This is a genomic window from Atlantibacter sp. MEI4A-1023 (assembly GCF_056155425.1).
This window is the reverse complement of sequence record NZ_CM149568.1, coordinates 4534876-4555453: the sequence shown is the minus strand read 5'-3', so window position 1 is coordinate 4555453 and position 20578 is coordinate 4534876. Positions and strand designations below refer to the sequence as shown.

Sequence of the window (20578 nt, the reverse complement as noted above, 5' to 3'; positions counted from 1 at the left end):
GACAAGCGAGTGATGAGGTAAGGGTATGAGCTTTTTTCACGCCAACCAGCGGGAAGCATTGAACCAGAGTCTGGCCGAGGTCGCCGGGCGCATTAACGTTTCCTTTGAGTTTTTCCCGCCGCGCACCAGTGAAATGGAACAGACCCTGTGGAATTCCATCGATCGTTTGAGCAGCCTGAAGCCGAAATTCGTTTCCGTCACTTATGGCGCGAACTCCGGCGAGCGCGACCGCACCCACAGCATCATCAAAGGCATTAAAGATCGCACCGGTCTGGAAGCGGCACCGCACCTGACTTGCATCGACGCTACCCGCGATGAGCTGCGCACCATCGCCCGCGACTACTGGGAAAACGGCATTCGCCATATTGTGGCCCTGCGCGGCGATTTACCGCCGGGCAGCGGTAAGCCGGACATGTATGCCGCCGATCTGGTGGGCCTGCTGAAAGAGGTGGCGGATTTTGATATTTCCGTGGCGGCGTACCCGGAAGTGCATCCAGAAGCGAAAAGCGCCCAGGCGGATTTACTGAATCTGAAACGTAAAATTGATGCGGGTGCCAACCGCGCCATCACCCAGTTCTTCTTTGATGTGGAAAGCTATCTGCGATTCCGTGACCGCTGCGCGGCGACCGGGATTGACGTAGAAATCATTCCGGGGATCCTGCCGGTGTCTAACTTCAAACAGGCGAAAAAATTCGCGGATATGACCAACGTGCGTATCCCGGCGTGGATGGCCCAGATGTTCTCCGGCCTGGATGACGATGCGGAAACCCGCAAGCTGGTGGGCGCAAATATCGCCATGGACATGGTGAAAATCCTCAGCCGCGAAGGGGTGAAAGACTTCCATTTCTATACCCTGAACCGCGCGGAAATGAGCTACGCCATTTGTCATACGCTGGGCGTGCGCCCGGCGGTATAAGGCCTCAAAAAATGCCCGGCGCTTAACGCAGCCGGGCATATTTATGTTACTGCCAGTTTTTCAAAAAGCCCTGACCGTACTGGTCGGCCACCAACAGCGCCGCATACACCTGCTCGGCTGTCGCGCCGCCCGGCATATTGTGAATGGTTTCCCCTTCGGCGCAGGCGGCTTCAGCGACGATGCGCATTTTGGCGGGAATATCGCTTTCAATATCCAACTCCGCCAGCGTGATCGGCAATCCTACGGCAAAGCACAGCGAGGCGACGGTTTCGAGCTCCTCCAGCGGCGCGTTTTCCAGCACCAACTGCACCAGCGTACCAAACGCGACCTTTTCACCATGATAAAAATGATGCGCATCCGGGATAGCGGTTAAACCGTTGTGGATCGCGTGCGCCGCCGCCAGGCCGCCGCTTTCAAAACCGACGCCGCTCAGATAGGTATTGGCTTCCACCACCCGTTCCAGCGCCGGGGTAACCACATGCTGTTCCGCCGCCAGCATCGCTTTTTCGCCCTGTTCCAGCAGCGTGTTGTAGCACAGCTCCGCCAGGGCCAGCGCGGCCTGGGTACACTGGCCGCCAGCCATGGTGGTTGCGCCGCTGCGTGAACAGGCGCGCGCCTCGAACCAGGTCGCCAGCGCATCGCCAATCCCTGCCGCCAGCAGACGCGCCGGTGCGCCCGCCACAATTTTGGTATCAACGATCACCATGTTCGGGTTGTGCGGCAATAACAGGTAGCGGTCAAATTCACCGTCATCGGTATAAATGACCGACAGGGCGCTGCAAGGCGCGTCGGTGGAGGCGATGGTTGGCGCGATAGCCACCGGAACCGCCATGTAATGCGCCAGCGCTTTGGCGGTATCCAGCGTTTTACCGCCGCCAATTCCGACGACCGCATCGCAGCGCGCGTTTTCCGCCACGGCGCGCAGGCGGTCGATCTCATTCTGCGAACACTCGCCGCCAAACGGCGCAATTTCAAATGCCAACCCGGCAGCGCTCAGGCTGTGTTGCAGGCTTTCCTGGGCAAAGCCCAAAACGAATTTATCACCGACCACCAGCCAGCGTTCGGCCATAGGTTTAAGGTAATCCCCGAGGCGGCTAAGCACATCGGCGCCCTGGATGTATTTACCCGGTGACTGAATGATGTGATCCATACATCTTCTCCTGTTACAGATTTAAATTTCCACATTTTCTGCGCCTGATAGCCAGGCGCAGAGACATGGCAAACCTTACCCGTCAGGATAAAAAAAGACCATATCTGATGTATGGCCTTTAAGATTGTGGAGCATATGCCGCATTTTTTTAACCGCTAACCTCATTCATTTATGCCGGGTGTTTCACCCTTAACATTAATGCTTCCATGCGTTCGCGCACGCTTTGATCCGGCTCACGGGCAAGGCAGTGCTCAAGAAACGTCAGGTGAGGAGACAACTGCTCCGGGGCCCATTCCTGTAACGCGTTGATAGCCATATTGCGGTTGCGGATCACCGGGCTCTGTAGTCCTGCGTTGAGGGCTTCCCAGCCGATTCCCGGGAAACGTTTGAGATCCTGTAACACAAAATCAAACGCATTGTGCGCCCGCCATTCTACCCCGATGCCGTTGTTTAACGCCGGGCCGCTGGCGATAGCCGCGAGATCGAATTGCTGCTGCGCCAGTTCCACCACCTTAACGATATTCTTAACATCATCGGTTTGCATAAGCTGATACCAGTGGCTGGCCTGGCTGTCGCTCATTTGCTTGTGATAAATGGCGGGCCACGGGTCCTGATTACGCAGGCGACTGGCGCGTATCGCCAGGTTAAAGCGGTACGCATCATCGCGCGCCAGCGCTTGTTCAATCGCCGTATCCCATTGCTGCTGCGTCAGGACCCGGTCAGCTAACGTTATCAGCTGGTGGCGTAAGTCGTCATCGCAAAACTCGCTGTCATCAGCCTGTGCCCGGATATCATGAGCCGCCAGATAGTGCAGCGGATCGGCGGCGGGTTGCGCCAGCAAATGGTTTAAATAATGGAAGAAGGCTTCTGGCGCATCGCTGTAATAATCAATACCTTTTCCAGGTTCCCCGGCCATTATGGCCTGAAACATTTCCGCCGCGCCGCACAGCAGGGCGTCATCCCGTTGCTGCTTTAGCGCTTCCAGCAACTGCCCGTAGAACGCGCAATCCCAGGCGGTATACTCAACCATCACACTATTGGAATAACCGCTGCGCAGCAGCCAGTGACGCACCTCTTCACCGGGCTGTTCCGGTAGGCGTTCAATAAGATGAATGCGCCCCCAGCCATCTACCCGCTGCGCCATTTCAAACCACACGTGCTCATAATCCTCCGGCGCAAGGAAGGAGCGCAGCGCCACAATCGCGTAAAGCGTAAATTCGTCGTGGCGGCCCAGCACCGTCAGGATCTGCTGGCTTTGCGGTGAAGGGAAAAACGCCAGCAACGCCATGGCCGCTTTCACAACGTTGGCGTCCGGGCTATTCATGGCCAGCCATACCACCAGTTCGTTAAGCGCGGCCGCATCCAGATTTTTCCGGGCAGGTAGCGCCGTTAATAGCTTGTCAATGTAGCTCAGGGGCGAACCGGCGCTGAGCAATCTGTACAGATCTGCGGTATCTGCGGGCTGGCGGTGCTGCAAGGTTTTCTCCAGCGCGATCGTGATGGCGGCAGACGGATCGTCATCCGATCCCAGCCCGAAATGGTGGATCGCCACGCCATCCAGCGCGCCCGGTGCCCAGCGGATTTCCTGGCTTTCGCCCAGCGGCGGGTCGATAAGCGGGTTTTGCTCAGCGTTGAGTGGTGCCAGCGTCTCCATTGTCGGTAACAGAAGCGCATAAATCGCGGGCTGCTGCGCATCCCACACGACCGGGAATGCGGATTTTGTGCCTTTACCGAACAGTTTTGCCAACCATGTTTTCATTGTTATGTCCTTATTGTTTGTTTATCCCGGTATTTACCCTTTCACACAGACTACCTGACGCAGCGTGTGCACGATCTCAACCAGCGACGACTGCGCCGCCATCACGGCGTCGATGTCTTTATACGCCATAGGGATTTCGTCAATCACCTCGCTGTCTTTACGGCATTCTACATGTGCGGTGGCACGGATTTGGTCGTCAACCGTAAAGCGCTTTTTAGCGGCGCTGCGGCTCATGGTGCGGCCTGCGCCGTGGCTGCATGAGCAGAAGCTGTCTTCATTCCCGAGGCCGCGCACGATAAAGCTTTTCGCCCCCATTGAGCCGGGGATAATCCCCATTTGCCCTTTCTGCGCCGATACCGCCCCTTTACGGGTAACCAGTACCGACTCGCCGAAATGCGTTTCTTTCTGAACGTAGTTATGGTGGCAGTTAACGGCTTCCTGCTGGGTTGCGAAGGGTTTGGTGATAATTTTAGAGAGCGCCGCCAGGACGCGGTTCATCATCACTTCGCGGTTGTGATGGGCGTAATCCTGCGCCCAACTGACGGCTTCCATGTAGTCGTTAAAATGTTTACTGCCTTCCTCGAAATAGGCCAGATCGCGGTCGGGCAGATTGCTGATATGGCGTTGCATATCTTTTTGCGCCAGTGCGATAAACAGCGTCCCGATGGCGTTGCCGACGCCGCGAGAACCGCTGTGTAGCATCACCCAGACCCGCTGCTGCTCATCCAGACAGACTTCAATAAAATGATTACCGGTGCCAAGTGTCCCCAGGTGCTGATGGTTATTGGTTTTCAGCAGTTGGGGGTATTTGTCGGTGAGTTTTTTAAAACGCGGCGCAAGATGTGCCCAGTGCGCATCGACATCTTCCGGCGTACGGTTCCATGCGCCTTTATCGCGTTGGGCGCGGCCAACGGTGCGGCCATGAGGAACGGCGTGTTCGATGGCGCTGCGTAACCCCGCAAGGTTATCAGGCAAGTCGCTCGCCGTGAGTGAGGTACGCACGGCAATCATGCCGCAGCCGATATCCACGCCCACTGCCGCCGGGATAATCGCGCCGCGCGTCGGGATCACGCTGCCGATGGTGGAACCTTTACCGAGATGCACGTCAGGCATGACGGCCAGATGTTTAAAGATAAACGGCATGCTGGCGGTTTTGAGCAGTTGCTGTTTGGCTTCGCCTTCAACCGGCACGCCTTTGGTCCACATTTTGATCGGCGTTGTGGAGGGTGCGGTCAGCAATTCGTACTGTTGAGTCATGCTTATCTCCTCCCGGTTTTATTACCGTAAAAGATAAGTATGGGATGTGAAGTCGCCAGCGGCGAGAAATAAACGCCCCGGACGGTGCCGGGGCGTAGAGGCATTAACCGGTGTTACGCATACCCGCCGCGACGCCGGCGATAGTGACCATCAGCGCCTGTTCAACGCGCGGGTCCGGCTCTTTGCCCGCTTCTTCCGTCAGGCGGGAGCGGTGCAGAAGCTCGGCCTGGAGAACGTTTAGCGGGTCGGTGTAGATATTGCGCAACTGAATCGACTCGGCAATCCACGGCAGATCCGCCATCAGATGAGAGTCGTTGGCGATATCCAGCACCACTTTGATGTCCGCTTCCAGCAGCTCGCGCAGCTCTTTACCGAGCGGCCACAGCTCTTTCTTCACCAGGCGCTGATCGTAGTATTCCGCCAGCCACAGGTCAGCTTTGGAGAATACCATTTCCAGCATGCCGAGGCGGGTCGAGAAGAACGGCCAGTCGCGGCACATGGCTTCAAGCTGGCCCTGCTTACCGTCTTCCACTACTTTCTGCAACGCCGCGCCTGCGCCCAGCCAGGCGGGCAGCATCAGGCGGTTTTGCGTCCAGGCGAAAATCCACGGAATGGCGCGCAGGGATTCCACGCCGCCGTTCGGGCGACGCTTCGCCGGGCGCGAACCCAGCGGCAGTTTGCCCAGCTCCAGTTCCGGCGTTGCGGAGCGGAAATAGGGCACGAAGTCGGCGTTTTCACGCACGTAGCCGCGATACATATTGCAGGAAATGGTCGACAGCTCGTCCATGATATGACGCCATTCGGCTTTTGGTTCCGGCGGCGGCAGCAGGTTAGCTTCGAGGATCGCACCGGTATACAGCGACAGGCTGCTGATGGTGATTTCCGGCAGGCCGTATTTAAAGCGGATCATTTCGCCCTGTTCGGTCACGCGCAGGCCGCCTTTCAGGCTACCCGGCGGTTGAGAGAGCAGCGCTGCATGGGCAGGCGCGCCGCCGCGACCGATGGAGCCGCCGCGTCCGTGGAACAGCGTCAGGGCGATGCCCGCTTTCTCACAGGTTTTGATTAACGCGTCCTGTGCCTGGTATTGCGCCCAGGAGGCCGCCATCACGCCTGCGTCTTTCGCCGAGTCGGAATAGCCAATCATCACCATCTGTTTGCCCTGGATAAAGCCGCGATACCAGTCGATATTCAGCAACTGGGTCATCACGTCATTAGCGTTATTCAGGTCGTCGAGGGTTTCGAACAGCGGCGCAACCGGCAGCGCAAAACCGATGCCCGCCTCTTTCAGCAGCAGATGTACCGCCAGCACATCGGACGGGGTTTTCGCCATCGAAATCACGTAGGCGGCGATAGAGCCCTGCGGCGCTTCGGCGATCACCCGGCAGGTGTCCAGCACTTCGCGGGTTTCTTCGCTCGGTTCCCACTGGCGCGGCAGCAGCGGACGTTTGGAATTCAGTTCGCGGATCAGGAAGGCCTGTTTGTCGGCTTCTGACCAGCTTTCGTAATCGCCAATGCCCAGGTAGCGGGTCAGTTCGCCCAGCGCTTCGGTATGGCGGGTGCTTTCCTGGCGGATATCAATACGTACCAGCGGCACGCCGAAACACTTCACGCGGCGCAGCGTATCAAGCAGTTCGCCGTTGGCGATAATGCCCATGCCGCAGGCCTGTAGTGACTGATAGCAGGCGTACAGCGGTTCCCACAACTGCTCGTTTTGGGTCAGCAAGCCTTGTGGCTTCGGTAGTTTCTGGCCTTTCAGGCGCGCTTCCAGCCAGGCCTGGGTAGCGGTGAGCTGGCTGCGAATGCCTTTCAGCAGATAGCGATATGGCTCGGACGCGCCCGCTTCGCCGACGCGATCGCGTAGTTCGTCGGTACACTCCACCATCGACAGTTCGGAAATCAGGACGTGAATATCTTTCAGGAACAGGTCGGTGGCTTTCCAGCGGCTCAGCAGCAGCACGTGACGGGTGATATCGGCAGTGACGTTCGGGTTGCCGTCGCGGTCGCCGCCCATCCAGGAGGTAAAGCGCACCGGTACAAAATCCACCGGCAGTTTGTAATCCAGGTGCTCCTGCAACTGTTCGTTCAGTTCACGCAGATAGCTGGGAATACCTTCCCACAGGCTATTTTCTACCACCGCAAAGCCCCATTTCGCTTCGTCGATAGGCGATGGGCGGTTTTTACGAATTTCATCGGTATGCCAGGACTGGGCAATCAGCTGGCGCAGACGGCGGGTGATCTGGTTGCGTTCGTAATCGGCGATATCTTTATGGTCGAGCTGATGCAGGCAGTTATTCACTTCGCCCATTTTGTGGATCAGCGTACGACGGGTGATTTCAGTGGGGTGTGCGGTCAGCACCAGCTCCAGGGAAAGCGACTCTACGGCCTGTTTAATCGCCGCTTCGCTCAGGTCCGGCTGGTCTTTGAGTTTACGCAGCGTGCGGGCAATCACTTCCGGGTTGCTGGCGGCTTCCCCTTTGGGAGAGATGCTGTGGTATTGCTCGGCGGTATTGGCCAGGTTCAGAAACTGGCTAAAGGCGCGGGCCACCGGAAGTAACTCATCGTTGGACAGATTTTGCAGCGTGGTCAGCAGCTCTTGCCGATTTGCTTCATTGCCAGCACGTGAGGACTTCGACAATTTGCGGATTGTTTCTACGCGGTCAAGGATGTTCTCTCCGAGAGCATCCTTGATGGTATCCCCGAGCAGCTTGCCGAGCATACTGACATTACTACGCAAAGCGGAATATTGTTCGTTCATTACTCCAGACACCCCATCTCATATGTATATGTCCTCAATATTTCGAACCACAGCCGCGTTGGCAGCGCCCCCGAAATCTTTCGGACTTGAACTACGTCTTTTCTTTTATAAAGCCACGTAAACCACCATTCGTCAATTGCGGCGAAATCGCTTCAGCAAACCAATAAATCGCGACAATTCACGAAATTTAATTCATTTCGTGCCAGATAAGCGTTACTTATGGAAATGTGACAAAAGTCACCCTCCGACGTGACAGGAAGGTGATGCAGATCAGTGCCAGCAGAAGTGATGAACAACCTGGGTAATCAGTTCACGGGTCGGTTTAATAAACCGGGTTTCCAGATATTCATCCGGTTGATGCGCCTGGTTAATGGAACCGGGGCCAAGCACCAGCGTCGGGCAGAGCGTCTGAATAAACGGCGCTTCGGTGCAGTAGTTCACCACGTCGGTTTGCGCGCCGAGCAACGCTTCCACCACTTTCACCAGATGATGATCCGGCGGGCATTCGTAGCCTGGGATCGGCGGGTGCAGTTCTGCAACGTTCAGGCGGCCCGGCCAGCGGCTGCTGACCGGCTCCAGGGCTTCTTCCAGCAATCCATTAAGATCGTTAAGGGTCATCCCCGGCAGCGGGCGAATATCCAGGTGCAGCTCGCAGCAGGCGCAAATGCGGTTGGCGGCATCACCACCGTGAATGTGGCCAAGGTTGAGCGTTGGATACGGCACGGTAAACGCGTCATAGTGATAGCGCTCTTTCAGGTTATCGCGCAGCTCCAGAATACGGCCAATGGCGTCATGCATCAGTTCAATGGCATTGACGCCTCGCGCCGGATCGCTGGAATGGCCCGACTGGCCCAGTACCCGAATCGCGCTGGAGATATGCCCTTTATGCGCGCGGATCGGCTGCAAAGAGGTCGGTTCGCCGATAATCGCGCAGTCCGGGCGCAGCTGGGTGGTTTCGGCAAAATAGCGCGCCCCCGCCATGCTGGTCTCTTCATCCGCCGTCGCCAGAATGTAGAGCGGTTTTTTCAGTTGCGTCACGTCGACGTCACGTAGCGCATCGAGAATAAAGGCGAAAAAGCCTTTCATGTCGGCGGTGCCCAGGCCGTACAGCTTGTTGTCGTGCTCGGTCAGGGTGAAGGGATCGCGCGTCCAGCGTCCGTCGTCAAACGGCACCGTGTCGGTGTGGCCTGCCAGCAGTAATCCGCCCGCGCCCTGGCCGATGCTCGCCAACATATTGAATTTATTGCGGGTTCCTGGAACCGGCTGAACTTCTACGTTAAAACCCAGATCGCCAAACCAGGACGCCAGTAAATTGATTAAAGACGCATTACTCTGATCTAACGCGGCTTCGGTCGCACTGATGGACGGAGTCGCGATTAATGCGCGGTAAATCTCGATAAACGGCGGTAATTTCATTTTCACTGTTGACATACCTTAGGTCGTGATAGTATCAATATTCATGCAAATTAAGTGAATAAAAATACATTAACGGTGAGCAAAAAGGAACCGCATCGCGCAGCCTCCTGAAAACGCTCGCTAACGTGGCAGAAGCAGGCGCTTTTGCCCCAGGTAACTTCTCGTGACGATAAAAGAAGGTGAACAGCCCCGATGTTGAATACGCTGATTGTTGGCGCCAGTGGTTATACCGGCGCAGAGCTCGCGACCTATGTCAATCGCCATCCACATATGAACATAACCGCATTGACGGTCTCAGCGCAAAGCAATGATGCAGGAAAATTACTCTCCGATTTGCATCCTCAACTGAAAGGCATTGTTGATATGCCGCTGATGCCGATGTCTGACATCAGCGAGTTCACTCAGGGCGTTGACGTGGTGTTTCTGGCGACGGCGCACGAAGTGAGTCACGACCTGGCGCCGCAGTTCCTTGACGCAGGCTGTGTGGTGTTCGATTTATCCGGCGCGTACCGGGTGAACGATGCGGCGTTTTACGAAAAATTCTACGGTTTCACCCATCAGCATCCGCAACTGCTGGAGCAGGCGGTGTATGGCCTGGCCGAGTGGGGCCGCGACGCGCTGAAAGAAGCCAAACTGGTTGCCGTGCCGGGTTGCTACCCGACGGCGGCGCAGTTGTCGCTCAAGCCGCTGATCGACAACGATCTGCTGGATTTGGCCCAGTGGCCGGTGATCAACGCCACCAGCGGCGTGAGCGGCGCAGGGCGCAAAGCCGCGATGTCTAACAGCTTCTGCGAAGTGAGCCTGCAACCCTATGGCGTATTTACCCACCGCCATCAGCCGGAAATCGCGACCCATCTGGGCGCGCAGGTCATTTTCACTCCGCATCTGGGCAACTTCCCGCGCGGGATTTTAGAAACCATCACCTGCCGCCTGAAACCGGGCGTGACGGCTGAACAGGTGGCGCAGACGTTCAATGACGCCTACGGTGATAAACCGCTGGTGCGTCTGTATCAGAAGGGCGTTCCGGCGCTGAAAAATGTGGTGGGCTTGCCGTTCTGCGATATCGGTTTCGCTGTTCAGGGCGAGCATCTGATTGTGGTGGCCACGGAAGATAACCTGCTGAAAGGCGCTGCGGCGCAGGCAGTGCAGTGTGCCAATATTCGTTTCGGCTTCGCTGAAACTCAGTCACTTATTTAACGGTGCAATAATGAATCCATTAATTATCAAATTAGGTGGCGTACTGCTGGATAGCGAAGAGGCGCTGGAACGTCTGTTCACCGCGCTGGTGAATTATCGCGAGACCCACGAGCGCCCGCTGGTAATCGTTCATGGCGGCGGCTGCGTGGTGGACGAGCTGATGAAAAAACTCAATCTGCCGGTGAAAAAGAAAAATGGCCTGCGCGTTACGCCAGCCGATCAGATCGACATCATCACCGGTGCGCTGGCGGGCAGCGCCAACAAAACGCTGCTGGCCTGGGCGAAGAAACATCAACTGCCGGCGGTGGGCCTGTATCTCGGCGATGGCGACAGCGTAAAAGTGAGCCAACTGGATGATGAACTTGGCCACGTCGGCAAAGCCGAACCGGGTTCAGCCAAACTGATTACGACCCTGCTGGGCGCTGGCTTTATGCCGGTGGTCAGCTCTATCGGCGTCACCGAGGCGGGCGAGCTGATGAACGTCAACGCTGACCAGGCCGCTACGGCGCTGGCCGCCACCCTCGGTGCAGATCTGATCCTGCTTTCCGACGTCAGCGGCATTCTGGACGGCAAAGGGCAGCGCATTGCTGAGATGACTGCCGCAAAAGCCGAACAGCTGATTGCCCAGGGCATCATCACCGATGGTATGGTGGTGAAAGTGAATGCGGCGCTGGACGCGGCGCGCACGCTGGGCCGCCCGGTGGATATCGCCTCCTGGCGCCATGCCGAGCAGTTACCTTCTTTGTTTAACGGGACAGCCATCGGCACCCGGATCTTAGCCTAATTAAAGCTTCAAAAAGGAAAAAGAAAATGCAAAACCACGGCATCAAAAAAGTTGTTCTCGCTTACTCCGGCGGCCTGGATACCTCCGCGATCATTCCATGGCTGAAAGAAAACTATGAAGGTTGCGAAGTGGTGGCCTGCGTGGTGGATATCGGCCAGGACCGTGACGATCTGAAAGGTGTTGAGCAAAAAGCCCTGCGCACCGGCGCGAGCGAGTGCTATGTGGTCGATGCGCGTGAAGAGTTCATCAAAAATTACGTGTATCCGGTGCTGCAAACCGGCGCGCTGTACGAAGGCAGCTACCTGCTGGGTACCTCTATGGCGCGCCCGCTGATCGCGAAGGCGCTGGCGGATGTGGCGATTAAAGTGGGCGCAGATGCGCTGTGCCACGGCGCGACCGGTAAAGGCAACGACCAGGTGCGTTTTGAATCCGCCTGGGCGGCGCTGGTCCCCAACCTGAAAGTCATCGCCCCGTGGCGTGAGTGGAACCTGCGTTCCCGTGAAGCGCTGCTGGACTACCTGAAAGAGCGCGACATCCCGACCACCGCGTCGCTGGAAAAAATCTACAGCCGTGATGAGAACGCCTGGCACATCTCTACTGAAGGCGGCGTGCTGGAAAGCCCGTGGAATGCGTCCAACAAAGATTGCTGGGTCTGGACCGTCGATCCGCAGGAAGCGCCGGACGCACCTGAGCAAGTCACCGTCACCGTTGAGAAAGGCAAAGTGGTTGCCGTAAACGGCGAATTCCTGAGCCCGTTCCAGTGCCTGGAAGCGCTGAACAAACTCGGCGCGAAACATGGCGTGGGCCGTATCGATATCGTGGAAAACCGTCTGGTGGGCATTAAATCCCGCGGCTGCTACGAAACCCCAGGGGGCACCATCATGATGGCGGCGCTGCGCGGCGTTGAGCAGCTGGTGCTGGACCGCGATAGCTTCAAATGGCGTGAGCAGGTTGGCCTGGAGATGTCTTACGTGGTGTACGATGGCCGCTGGTTCGCGCCGCTGCGTCAGTCGCTACAAGCGGCGGCAGAATCGCTGGCGGAAGGCGTTAACGGTGAAGTGGTACTGCAACTCTATAAAGGCCAGGTGACGGCGATCCAGAAGAAATCCGCTAACAGCCTGTACAGCGAAGAGTTCGCGACCTTCGGTGAAGACGAAGTGTATGACCACAGCCACGCGGGCGGCTTTATCCGTCTGTTCTCGCTGTCATCACGTATCCGTGCGCTGAACGAGCAGAAAAAATAATCAGACGTTTTGTCTTAAGCGTTAACGGAGCAAACCTGGCGGGTAGCGATATCCGCCTTGATTTTATCGACTGGATTAACATTTACGGAGCGGGTTATGGCACTTTGGGGTGGGCGTTTTACTCAGGCAGCGGATCAGCGGTTTAAACAGTTCAACGACTCGTTGCGATTCGATTACCGCCTGGCGGAGCAGGATATTGTGGGCTCTGTCGCCTGGTCTAAAGCGCTGGTGACCGTAGGCGTTCTGACTGCCGATGAGCAGGTGCAGCTTGAGCAGGCGCTGCAAACGCTGCTGCAAGAAGTGCAGGCGAACCCGCAGCAAATTCTTGAAAGCGATGCGGAAGATATTCATAGCTGGGTGGAAGGCAAACTGATCGATAAAGTCGGTCAACTGGGTAAAAAACTTCACACCGGGCGTAGCCGTAACGATCAGGTCGCCACCGACCTGAAACTGTGGTGCAAAATGACCGTTGGTGAGCTGCTGAACGCGACCCGCGAACTGCAACGCGCGCTGGTGGAAACCGCCGCCAGTAACCAGGACGCGGTGATGCCGGGTTATACCCACCTTCAGCGCGCCCAGCCGGTGACATTTGCCCACTGGTGCCTGGCCTACGTTGAGATGCTGGCCCGCGATGAAAGCCGTTTGCAGGATACGCTGAAGCGCCTGGACGTCAGCCCGCTGGGCTGCGGCGCGCTGGCGGGCACCGCTTACGACATCGATCGTGAGCAGTTGGCCGGATGGCTGGGTTTTGCCTCCGCGACCCGTAACAGCCTGGATAGCGTGTCTGACCGCGACCACGTGCTGGAGCTGCTGTCCGATGCCTCTATTGGCATGGTGCATCTTTCCCGTTTCGCCGAAGACCTGATTTTCTTCAACACCGGCGAAGCGGCGTTTGTTGAGCTGTCGGATCGCGTGACTTCGGGTTCATCCCTGATGCCGCAGAAGAAGAATCCGGATGCGCTGGAGCTGATCCGGGGCAAATGTGGCCGTGTGCAGGGTGCGTTAACCGGCATGATGATGACCCTGAAAGGGCTGCCGCTGGCTTACAACAAAGATATGCAGGAAGACAAAGAAGGGTTGTTCGACGCGCTCGACACTTGGTTTGACTGCCTGCAAATGGCCACGCTGGTGCTGGATGGCATCCAGGTAAAACGTCCCCGCTGCCAGGAAGCGGCGCAGCAGGGCTACGCTAACGCAACCGAACTGGCCGACTATTTGGTCGCCAAAGGCGTACCGTTCCGCGAAGCGCACCATATCGTGGGCGAAACCGTGGTAGAAGCGATTCGCCAGGGCAAAGCGCTGGAGGCGCTGCCGCTGACCGATTTACAGAAATTCAGTACCGTGATTGGCGAGGACGTTTATCCGATCCTGTCGTTGCAGTCTTGCCTTGATAAGCGCTCGGCAAAAGGCGGCGTATCGCCACAACAGGTCGCAACCGCAATTAGCGAGGCGAAAGCGCGTTTAGCGTAATCGCATTTTGCTCCACTCGGCCTGGCGTGGTGCCAGGCTTTTTTTTGCAAAAAAAAAGCGGACATCAAGTCCGCTAAAAATTTACGTTGGCTTTAGTTATTCCGTTAAGGGTTTTTCAGCTCACATTGCGGGGTAAGGCAGTGTCGCTTCGTTGTTGGCTATTATTTGTCATTTCGCTTGATAGGGATAATCGTTGGTTGCTATTCTATCTATCGCCATGGGCTATCGTGGCGGCGGAGGATGATTAATGAATATTCGTGATCTTGAATACCTGGTCGCACTGGCCGAGCACCGTCATTTTCGACGTGCTGCCGATGCGTGCCATGTCAGCCAGCCGACCTTAAGCGGACAAATCCGCAAGCTGGAGGACGAACTGGGTGTGATGTTGCTGGAACGCACCAGCCGCAAGGTGCTGTTTACTCAGGCCGGATTGCTGCTGGTGGATCAGGCGCGCACCGTATTACGCGAAGTCAAAGTGCTAAAGGAAATGGCCAGTCAACAGGGCGAGGCGATGTCCGGCCCGCTGCATATTGGCTTAATCCCGACCGTAGGCCCGTATTTGCTGCCGCACATCATTCCGATGTTGCACCAGACTTTCCCGAAACTCGAAATGTACCTGCATGAAGCGCAGACCCATCAACTGCTGGCGCAACTGGATAGCGGCAAGCTCGACTGCGCGATTCTGGCGCTGGTGAAAGAGAGCGAAGCCTTTATCGAGGTGCCGCTGTTTGATGAGCCGATGCTGTTGGCGGTGTATGAAGATCATCCGTGGGCAACGCGCGAGCGCGTACCGATGTCCGATCTGGCGGGCGAAAAATTGCTGATGCTGGAAGACGGTCACTGCTTACGCGACCAGGCGATGGGCTTCTGCTTTGAAGCGGGCGCGGATGAAGATACCCATTTCCGCGCAACCAGCCTGGAAACGCTGCGTAACATGGTGGCGGCAGGCAGTGGGATTACGTTGCTGCCCGCGCTGGCGGTGCCGAATGAGCGCCGCCGCGACGGCGTGGTGTATCTGCAATGCTTTAAGCCGGAGCCGCGTCGCACCGTGGGCCTGGTTTACCGTCCGGGCTCGCCGCTGCGTAACCGCTACGAGCAACTGGCGGAGGCCATCCGTACAAAAATGGATGGCCATTTCGACCCGGCGTTAAAACAGGCGGTTTAAGCCGTTTAGCGCCGCTACCCGATAGGCTTCCGCCATGGTCGGGTAGTTAAAGGTGGTGTTAACGAAGTATTCGATGGTGTTGCCGCCACCTTTTTGCTCCATTATCGCCTGGCCGATATGAATAATTTCGGCCGCGCGCTCGCCAAAGCAGTGAATACCCAAAATCTCTTTCGTCTCGCGATGGAAGAGGATCTTCAGCGTACCCACGTTCATCCCGACGATTTGCGCCCGCGCCAGATGCTTAAACTGCGCCCGGCCCACTTCGTACGGCACTTTCATCGCGGTGAGCTGCTGCTCGGTTTTACCCACTGAGCTGATCTCCGGAATGGTGTAAATACCGGTCGGGATATCTTCCACCAGATGCGCGCTGGCTTCGCCTTTGATCATCGCCTGCGCGGCGATACGCCCCTGGTCATATGCCGCTGACGCCAGGCTCGGATAGCCAATCACATCGCCCACTGCATAAACGTGCGGCAGTGCGGTCTGGTACATGCTGTTAACCTTCAACAGCCCGCGACCGTCGGCTTCAAGACCGATGTTGCCCAGCGCCAGCGAATCGGTATTCCCGGTGCGGCCGTTGGCATACAGCAGGCAGTCGGCTTTGACTTTTTTACCGGATTTCAGGTGCATGATCACCCCGTCGTCCAGCCCTTCGATGCGCTCGTACTCTTCGTTGTGGCGAATCACCACGCCGCTATTCCAGAAGTGGTAGGAGAGCGAATCGGACATCTCCTGATCGAGGAACGCCAGCAGCCGGTCGCGGGTGTTAATCAGATCGACCTTGACGTTCATCCCGCGGAAAATCGACGCGTATTCGCAGCCGATGACCCCCGCGCCGTAAATAATCACGTGGCGTGGTTCGTGGTGCAGGCTGAGGATCGAGTCGCTGTCGTAAACGCGCGGGTGGGTGAAGTCGACATCGTCCGGGTGATACGGGCGCGAGCCGCAAGCAATGACGAACTGCGCGGCGGTGAGATTTTCCACCGTGCCGTCATGGCACTCCAGGGCGAGGGTGTGTTCATCCACAAAATGGGCATCGCCCTGCAAAATCTCGCAGCGGTTGCGCTCGTAAAAGCCCTGTCGCATACGGGTTTGCTGGTTAATCACGCTGTCGGCGTGGTTAAGGATATCGGCGAAGGAGGAACGAAGTAATCGGGTGTGATCGCTGTAAAGCGGGTTTTGGTTAAATTCAATAATGCGGCTGACGGCATGACGGAGTGCTTTCGAGGGGATGGTGCCCCAGTGGGTGCAACCGCCGCCGACGTTGTGGTAGCGCTCAATGACCGCGACCCGTGCTCCTTGCTTAACCAGTCCCATAGCAGCGCCTTCGCCGCCAGGGCCGGAACCAATCACTATTGCGTCATAATCGTAGGTGTGTGGCATGGTAAGGCAGACCTGTTCTTATACATAAAAACAACAGAATGGTAACATTATCGGTGCGATAACCCAATTGTTACTGTGCTTTTTCCTGAGGAACGCGAGACAGCTCGCGTAAACAGTCATTCACAATCCAGTATAAACCCGGTAATTTTATTGGCTGGCAGTGTGCCATTCGACAGGAAGGATTCAGGCAACGTGATGGGTGTAAGAGCGCAACAGAAAGAACGTACCCGGCGGTCGCTCGTAGAAGCGGCGTTCAGCCAACTGAGCGCTGAAAGAAGTTTTGCCAGTCTGAGCCTGCGTGAAGTCGCCCGTGAGGCGGGTATTGCGCCCACCTCCTTTTATCGGCATTTCAGAGATGTGGATGAACTGGGGCTGACCATGGTGGATGAAAGCGGTTTGATGCTGCGCCAGCTGATGCGACAGGCGCGCCAGCGCATCGCGAAAGGTGGCAGCGTGATCCGCACCTCTGTTTCCACATTCATGGAATTTATCGGCAACAACCCTAACGCGTTTCGTCTGCTGTTGCGGGAGCGCTCCGGCACATCGGCGGCGTTTCGTGCGGCGGTGGCCAGGGAAATCCAGCATTTTATTGCGGAACTTGCCGACTATCTGGAACTCGAAAGTCACATGCCGCGAAGTTTTACTGAAGCGCAGGCGGAAGCGATGGTCACCATTGTGTTTAGCGCCGGCGCGGAAGCCCTCGACGTTGGTCCCGAGCAGCGTCGTCAACTCGAAGAGCGGCTGGTATTGCAACTGCGGATGATCTCCAAAGGCGCGTATTACTGGTATCGCCGCGAACAAGAAAAGTTAGCGCAACATTCCGACTAGTGAAGGACGAGCAATGAAACCGTCATATCAAGAAAAAGGCACCTTACTGCTGGCATTAATCGCCGGCCTCTCTGTTAATGGCACATTCGCGGCGCTGTTCAGCTCCGTGGTGCCGTTTTCTGTCTTCCCGATTATCGCACTGGTTCTGACGGTGTATTGCCTGCATCAACGTTACCAGGACCGCACCATGCCGGTGGGCCTGCCGAGCCTCGCCGCTGGCTGCTTCATCCTGGGCGTGCTGGTTTACAGCGCGGTCGTGCGCGCGGAATACCCGGCAATCGGCTCTAACTTCCTGCCGTCCGTGCTGGCGGTGGCGCTGCTGTTCTGGATTGGTTACCGCCTGCGTAACCGCCCAACCCATGTCACTGAATAATCTGGCCGGATACAAAAAACCCCAAAAACACGTTTTTGGGGTTTTGTCTTTTTAGCAGTGCTTCGCGCTGAGCAGTACGCCACATTCCATATGGTGGGTGTATGAAGTTAAGCATTCCGCATAATTCCATACTGTTGCGTTGTTTTAATTTAACAATATGATATTTATTATTTTTATCATTTTTGAGTAAAATAAATTCCGTATTAATCCATTTTTATATCCCATCATCCAAGAAAAATATGTACCCTGATATGTACCATTTTTGATCTCGGGGCATTGTTATGTCTGAAACGGAGAAACGCCCGTTATTAAATGCGCAAGCATTTAAAAGCGTTAAACCGGAAGATAAAGAATTTTTTCAGAGAGCTGGCGAGGTGCCTGGCCTGTTTCTGCGTGTGCGTCCTTCCGGCGCTATGAGCTGGGTTTATCGTTTTAGACTGCATAGTAAGCCGGATAAGGTGACGCTTGGCCCTGCTGATCCGTCAGGAAGGAAAGGGCTTACCTTAAAAGAAGCGCGCGATTTGGCTGGTAACCATCGCAAGCTTGTTTTCGCAGGTAAGAACCCACGTTTTGAGGTTGAACGAAAACTCGCACAAGAAAAGGCAAATACAGTTTCGTTTGCGCAGGTTTTTGACGATCTATATCAGGGTGGTACACATGGAGAATCACGGCCAGAGGAAAGCATCCAAATTTTTGCCCGCGATCTTCGTGCTGGGCTTAAAGCAGTACCCATTGTTGATTTTGGACCGAGTCACTTTGCCAAAATAACTTCCGGCCCTACCTGGCGACATCCTACTGGTTCACTTAAGCATGGCAAAATTGCAGCTGCATACCGGCTTATAAAGAAAACTATCCGCCATGCGATTAGCCGTGGGCTGCTTACTGATGATCCATTGCGCTTTTCACCTGCAAAATCGTTTGGTGGCAAGACAGGGGTAGAAGAGCGGAACTTAGGAATGTCTGAGATTCGAAATCTCTTAACACAGTTGACGTTTTGGCATACTCGTGAGGCTAATCGTCGATTACTAAAGTTCACTCTCGCCTGCGGGCAACGTATCAGCGCTGTCCTTGAGATGCGCCGTAGTGAAGTGGATGTCGAAAGCGGAACCTGGCGAATCCCGAAAACAGCAGCCGATCGAAGAACGAAATCAAAAGGATCGAGAGTTCTTCCTTTGAGCCAGTATATGCTCCAGCTTTTACATGCACAGCTCGCTGTTGTTGGTACAAGTAATGAGTTGGTTTGGCCCGCCACGAATGGAAAGCAAATTTTTCCGGCTTCAGTGCGGCGTTGCGTAGAAGACAATCTCTCTGGAATTGAAGGTTTCACTCCGCACGATCTTCGTCGCACCTTTATCAGTAGGCTTCATGAGCGGGCTGCACAACTAAGAATTAATGCTGCTGATATTGAGAGGGTGGTAGGCCATGTACTGCCTGGAATGATGGCAATTTACTCGCATCCTGACCCAGATGATCCACTTGGTGGGCAACGCGACGTTCTTAATGCATGGGGAAATATACTCATGAAAATAGAAAATTCACGTATTCGATCGATTATTCGTTCATGGAATGGTGCTCGTGGTGCGCTCAGAAGGGTTCCGTGGATCTAGATTTTAGCTGTAGTATGGAGTGAACCCGTTCCCGTAGACATTCACTGTCCTCACGACGAGGCCTTTTCGAAGGCCTCTGGACTGACACCTCCCAGATGGCTGTGGCGTCGGGTCCGGTTGTAGAACACTTCGATATAATCAAAGATATCAGCCCAGGCCATGTCCTGGATTTTATAGATCCGCTTTCTGATGCGCTCTTTTTTAGCGAACTGAAGAAGGATTCTGCCACTGCATTATCCCAGCAGTTGCCGCGCCGGCTCATGCTGGGTGACAGGTTATTAGCTTGGCAGAACCGTCGCCAGTCATCGCTGCCATACTGGCTGCCCTGGCCGCTGTGTACGATAACGGTTTCCTCAGGCCTTCGTCGCCAGACGGCCATCAGGAGAGGATCCAGCGCCAGTTCGCGCGACAGTGAGGGTTTCATTGACCAGCCCACCACATTGCGGGCAAACAGGTCTATCACCACAGCCAGATACGGCCAGCCCTGCCAGGTCCGTATGTAGGTAATATCCGTTACCCAGACTTGGTGCGGTTTAACGACTGTGAACTCCCGCTGTACCCGGTTAGGAGCAATGACTGACGGACGTCCCCGCGCTCCTCGCGGGATTTTATAGCCATGTCCGGCCTTGATTCTGTTCTGCCGCATAATTTTCGCTACCCTGTTTTTACTGCATACCTCTCCGATTTCTCGCAGGTGTACCCATAGACGCCGCCACTCAGGGTATAAGAGTCGCGGATAAACGTCAGCAGCCGCTGATTATCCTGCTCTCCAGCTGATACCGGGCAGTGGAGCCAGACGTAAAAACCGGAACGGGCAACCTTTAGAACCCGACACATCAGTGCAATCGACCAGAGCTGACGGTGATCGTTAATGAAGCGGTACTTTAGTCGGGCTCCCTTGCAAAGTACCGCGCCGCCTTTTTCAAGATATCCCGCTCCTCCTCAGTTCGCTTGAGCTGCGCTTTCAACCGGAGGATCTCCGTCCGGGCATGCAGCAGATCCTGCGCCTGGTGCCCGGTGGCATCAGGTTTTATACAGCGGATCCATTTATAAAGGCTGTGCTGCGAGACGCCCAGGCGTTCAGAAACGTCGGCGACGGAATAGCCCCGTTCGGTGATCTGGCGGACAGCTTCTTCTTTAAACTCAGGGGTAAACCGTGGTGTGCCCATAGACTCCTCCTATGCTCAAAATATAGGGCAGATTTTTCTATGGGCCCGGGGTCACTCCAGTTTTCATGCTTCCTGGCTACGGCCGGGTTAACTTGCACTGTAATC

General features: G+C 55.9%; 15 protein-coding genes and 1 pseudogene. 9 read left to right on the top strand and 7 right to left on the bottom strand.

Features of this window, described 5'->3' with window-relative positions:
• Nucleotides 1–25 precede the first annotated feature (25 nt).
• Complete coding sequence (gene metF / locus ACVV26_RS21585; protein ID WP_203120802.1) at nucleotides 26–916, top strand: methylenetetrahydrofolate reductase; 891 nt, start codon at nucleotides 26–28, stop codon at nucleotides 914–916.
• Between the two features lie 46 nt (nucleotides 917–962).
• On the opposite strand, the gene gldA is transcribed toward metF, so the two are convergent.
• From gldA to argE, 5 genes are all read right to left on the bottom strand, one after another.
• A complete protein-coding gene (gene gldA / locus ACVV26_RS21580) occupies nucleotides 963–2066 on the bottom strand; it encodes a bifunctional L-1,2-propanediol dehydrogenase/glycerol dehydrogenase (protein ID WP_474799272.1) in 1104 nt (367 codons plus the stop codon).
• Nucleotides 2067–2235: 169 nt separating this feature from the next.
• A complete protein-coding gene (locus ACVV26_RS21575) occupies nucleotides 2236–3825 on the bottom strand; it encodes a hypothetical protein (protein ID WP_474799271.1) in 1590 nt (529 codons plus the stop codon).
• A gap of 33 nt (nucleotides 3826–3858) precedes the next feature.
• Nucleotides 3859–5082, bottom strand: coding sequence for an RtcB family protein (locus tag ACVV26_RS21570; protein ID WP_474799270.1), 1224 nt, complete (start codon nucleotides 5080–5082; stop codon nucleotides 3859–3861).
• Nucleotides 5083–5185: 103 nt separating this feature from the next.
• On the bottom strand, nucleotides 5186–7837 hold the full coding sequence (gene ppc, locus ACVV26_RS21565; RefSeq protein ID WP_474799269.1) for a phosphoenolpyruvate carboxylase: 2652 nt from the start codon (nucleotides 7835–7837) through the stop codon (nucleotides 5186–5188).
• 270 nt (nucleotides 7838–8107) lie between these two features.
• The gene (gene argE / locus ACVV26_RS21560; RefSeq protein WP_474799268.1) at nucleotides 8108–9259 is read right to left on the bottom strand and encodes an acetylornithine deacetylase; all 1152 of its coding nucleotides are present in this window, start codon (nucleotides 9257–9259) and stop codon (nucleotides 8108–8110) included.
• Nucleotides 9260–9445: 186 nt separating this feature from the next.
• Between argE and argC the strand changes: the two genes are divergently transcribed.
• From argC to oxyR, 5 genes are all read left to right on the top strand, one after another.
• On the top strand, nucleotides 9446–10450 hold the full coding sequence (gene argC / locus ACVV26_RS21555; protein WP_474799266.1) for an N-acetyl-gamma-glutamyl-phosphate reductase: 1005 nt from the start codon (nucleotides 9446–9448) through the stop codon (nucleotides 10448–10450).
• A 7-nt stretch (nucleotides 10451–10457) separates the two neighbouring features.
• Nucleotides 10458–11234, top strand: a complete 777-nt coding sequence (argB, locus tag ACVV26_RS21550; RefSeq protein ID WP_474801960.1) for an acetylglutamate kinase — start codon at nucleotides 10458–10460, stop codon at nucleotides 11232–11234.
• A gap of 26 nt (nucleotides 11235–11260) precedes the next feature.
• On the top strand, nucleotides 11261–12478 hold the full coding sequence (locus ACVV26_RS21545) for an argininosuccinate synthase (protein WP_474799265.1): 1218 nt from the start codon (nucleotides 11261–11263) through the stop codon (nucleotides 12476–12478).
• A gap of 96 nt (nucleotides 12479–12574) precedes the next feature.
• Nucleotides 12575–13948, top strand: a complete 1374-nt coding sequence (gene argH / locus ACVV26_RS21540) for an argininosuccinate lyase (protein ID WP_474799264.1) — start codon at nucleotides 12575–12577, stop codon at nucleotides 13946–13948.
• Nucleotides 13949–14195: 247 nt separating this feature from the next.
• Entirely contained in the window at nucleotides 14196–15113 is a 918-nt protein-coding gene (gene oxyR, locus ACVV26_RS21535; RefSeq protein ID WP_312985614.1) for a DNA-binding transcriptional regulator OxyR, read from the top strand.
• Here the strand turns inward: oxyR and sthA are convergent.
• Nucleotides 15096–16496, bottom strand: a complete 1401-nt coding sequence (gene sthA, locus ACVV26_RS21530; protein ID WP_474799262.1) for a Si-specific NAD(P)(+) transhydrogenase — start codon at nucleotides 16494–16496, stop codon at nucleotides 15096–15098. The genes oxyR and sthA overlap by 18 nt on opposite strands.
• Nucleotides 16497–16688: 192 nt before the next feature.
• Between sthA and fabR the strand changes: the two genes are divergently transcribed.
• From fabR to ACVV26_RS21515, 3 genes are all read left to right on the top strand, one after another.
• Entirely contained in the window at nucleotides 16689–17324 is a 636-nt protein-coding gene (fabR, locus tag ACVV26_RS21525) for an HTH-type transcriptional repressor FabR (protein ID WP_040460042.1), read from the top strand.
• A 13-nt stretch (nucleotides 17325–17337) separates the two neighbouring features.
• Nucleotides 17338–17697, top strand: coding sequence for a YijD family membrane protein (locus tag ACVV26_RS21520; RefSeq protein ID WP_151603042.1), 360 nt, complete (start codon nucleotides 17338–17340; stop codon nucleotides 17695–17697).
• Between the two features lie 281 nt (nucleotides 17698–17978).
• Nucleotides 17979–19304, top strand: a complete 1326-nt coding sequence (locus ACVV26_RS21515; protein ID WP_313049508.1) for a tyrosine-type recombinase/integrase — start codon at nucleotides 17979–17981, stop codon at nucleotides 19302–19304.
• 50 nt (nucleotides 19305–19354) lie between these two features.
• Here the strand turns inward: ACVV26_RS21515 and ACVV26_RS21510 are convergent.
• Nucleotides 19355–20473, bottom strand: a pseudogene (locus tag ACVV26_RS21510) (IS3 family transposase).
• Nucleotides 20474–20578 lie beyond the last annotated feature (105 nt).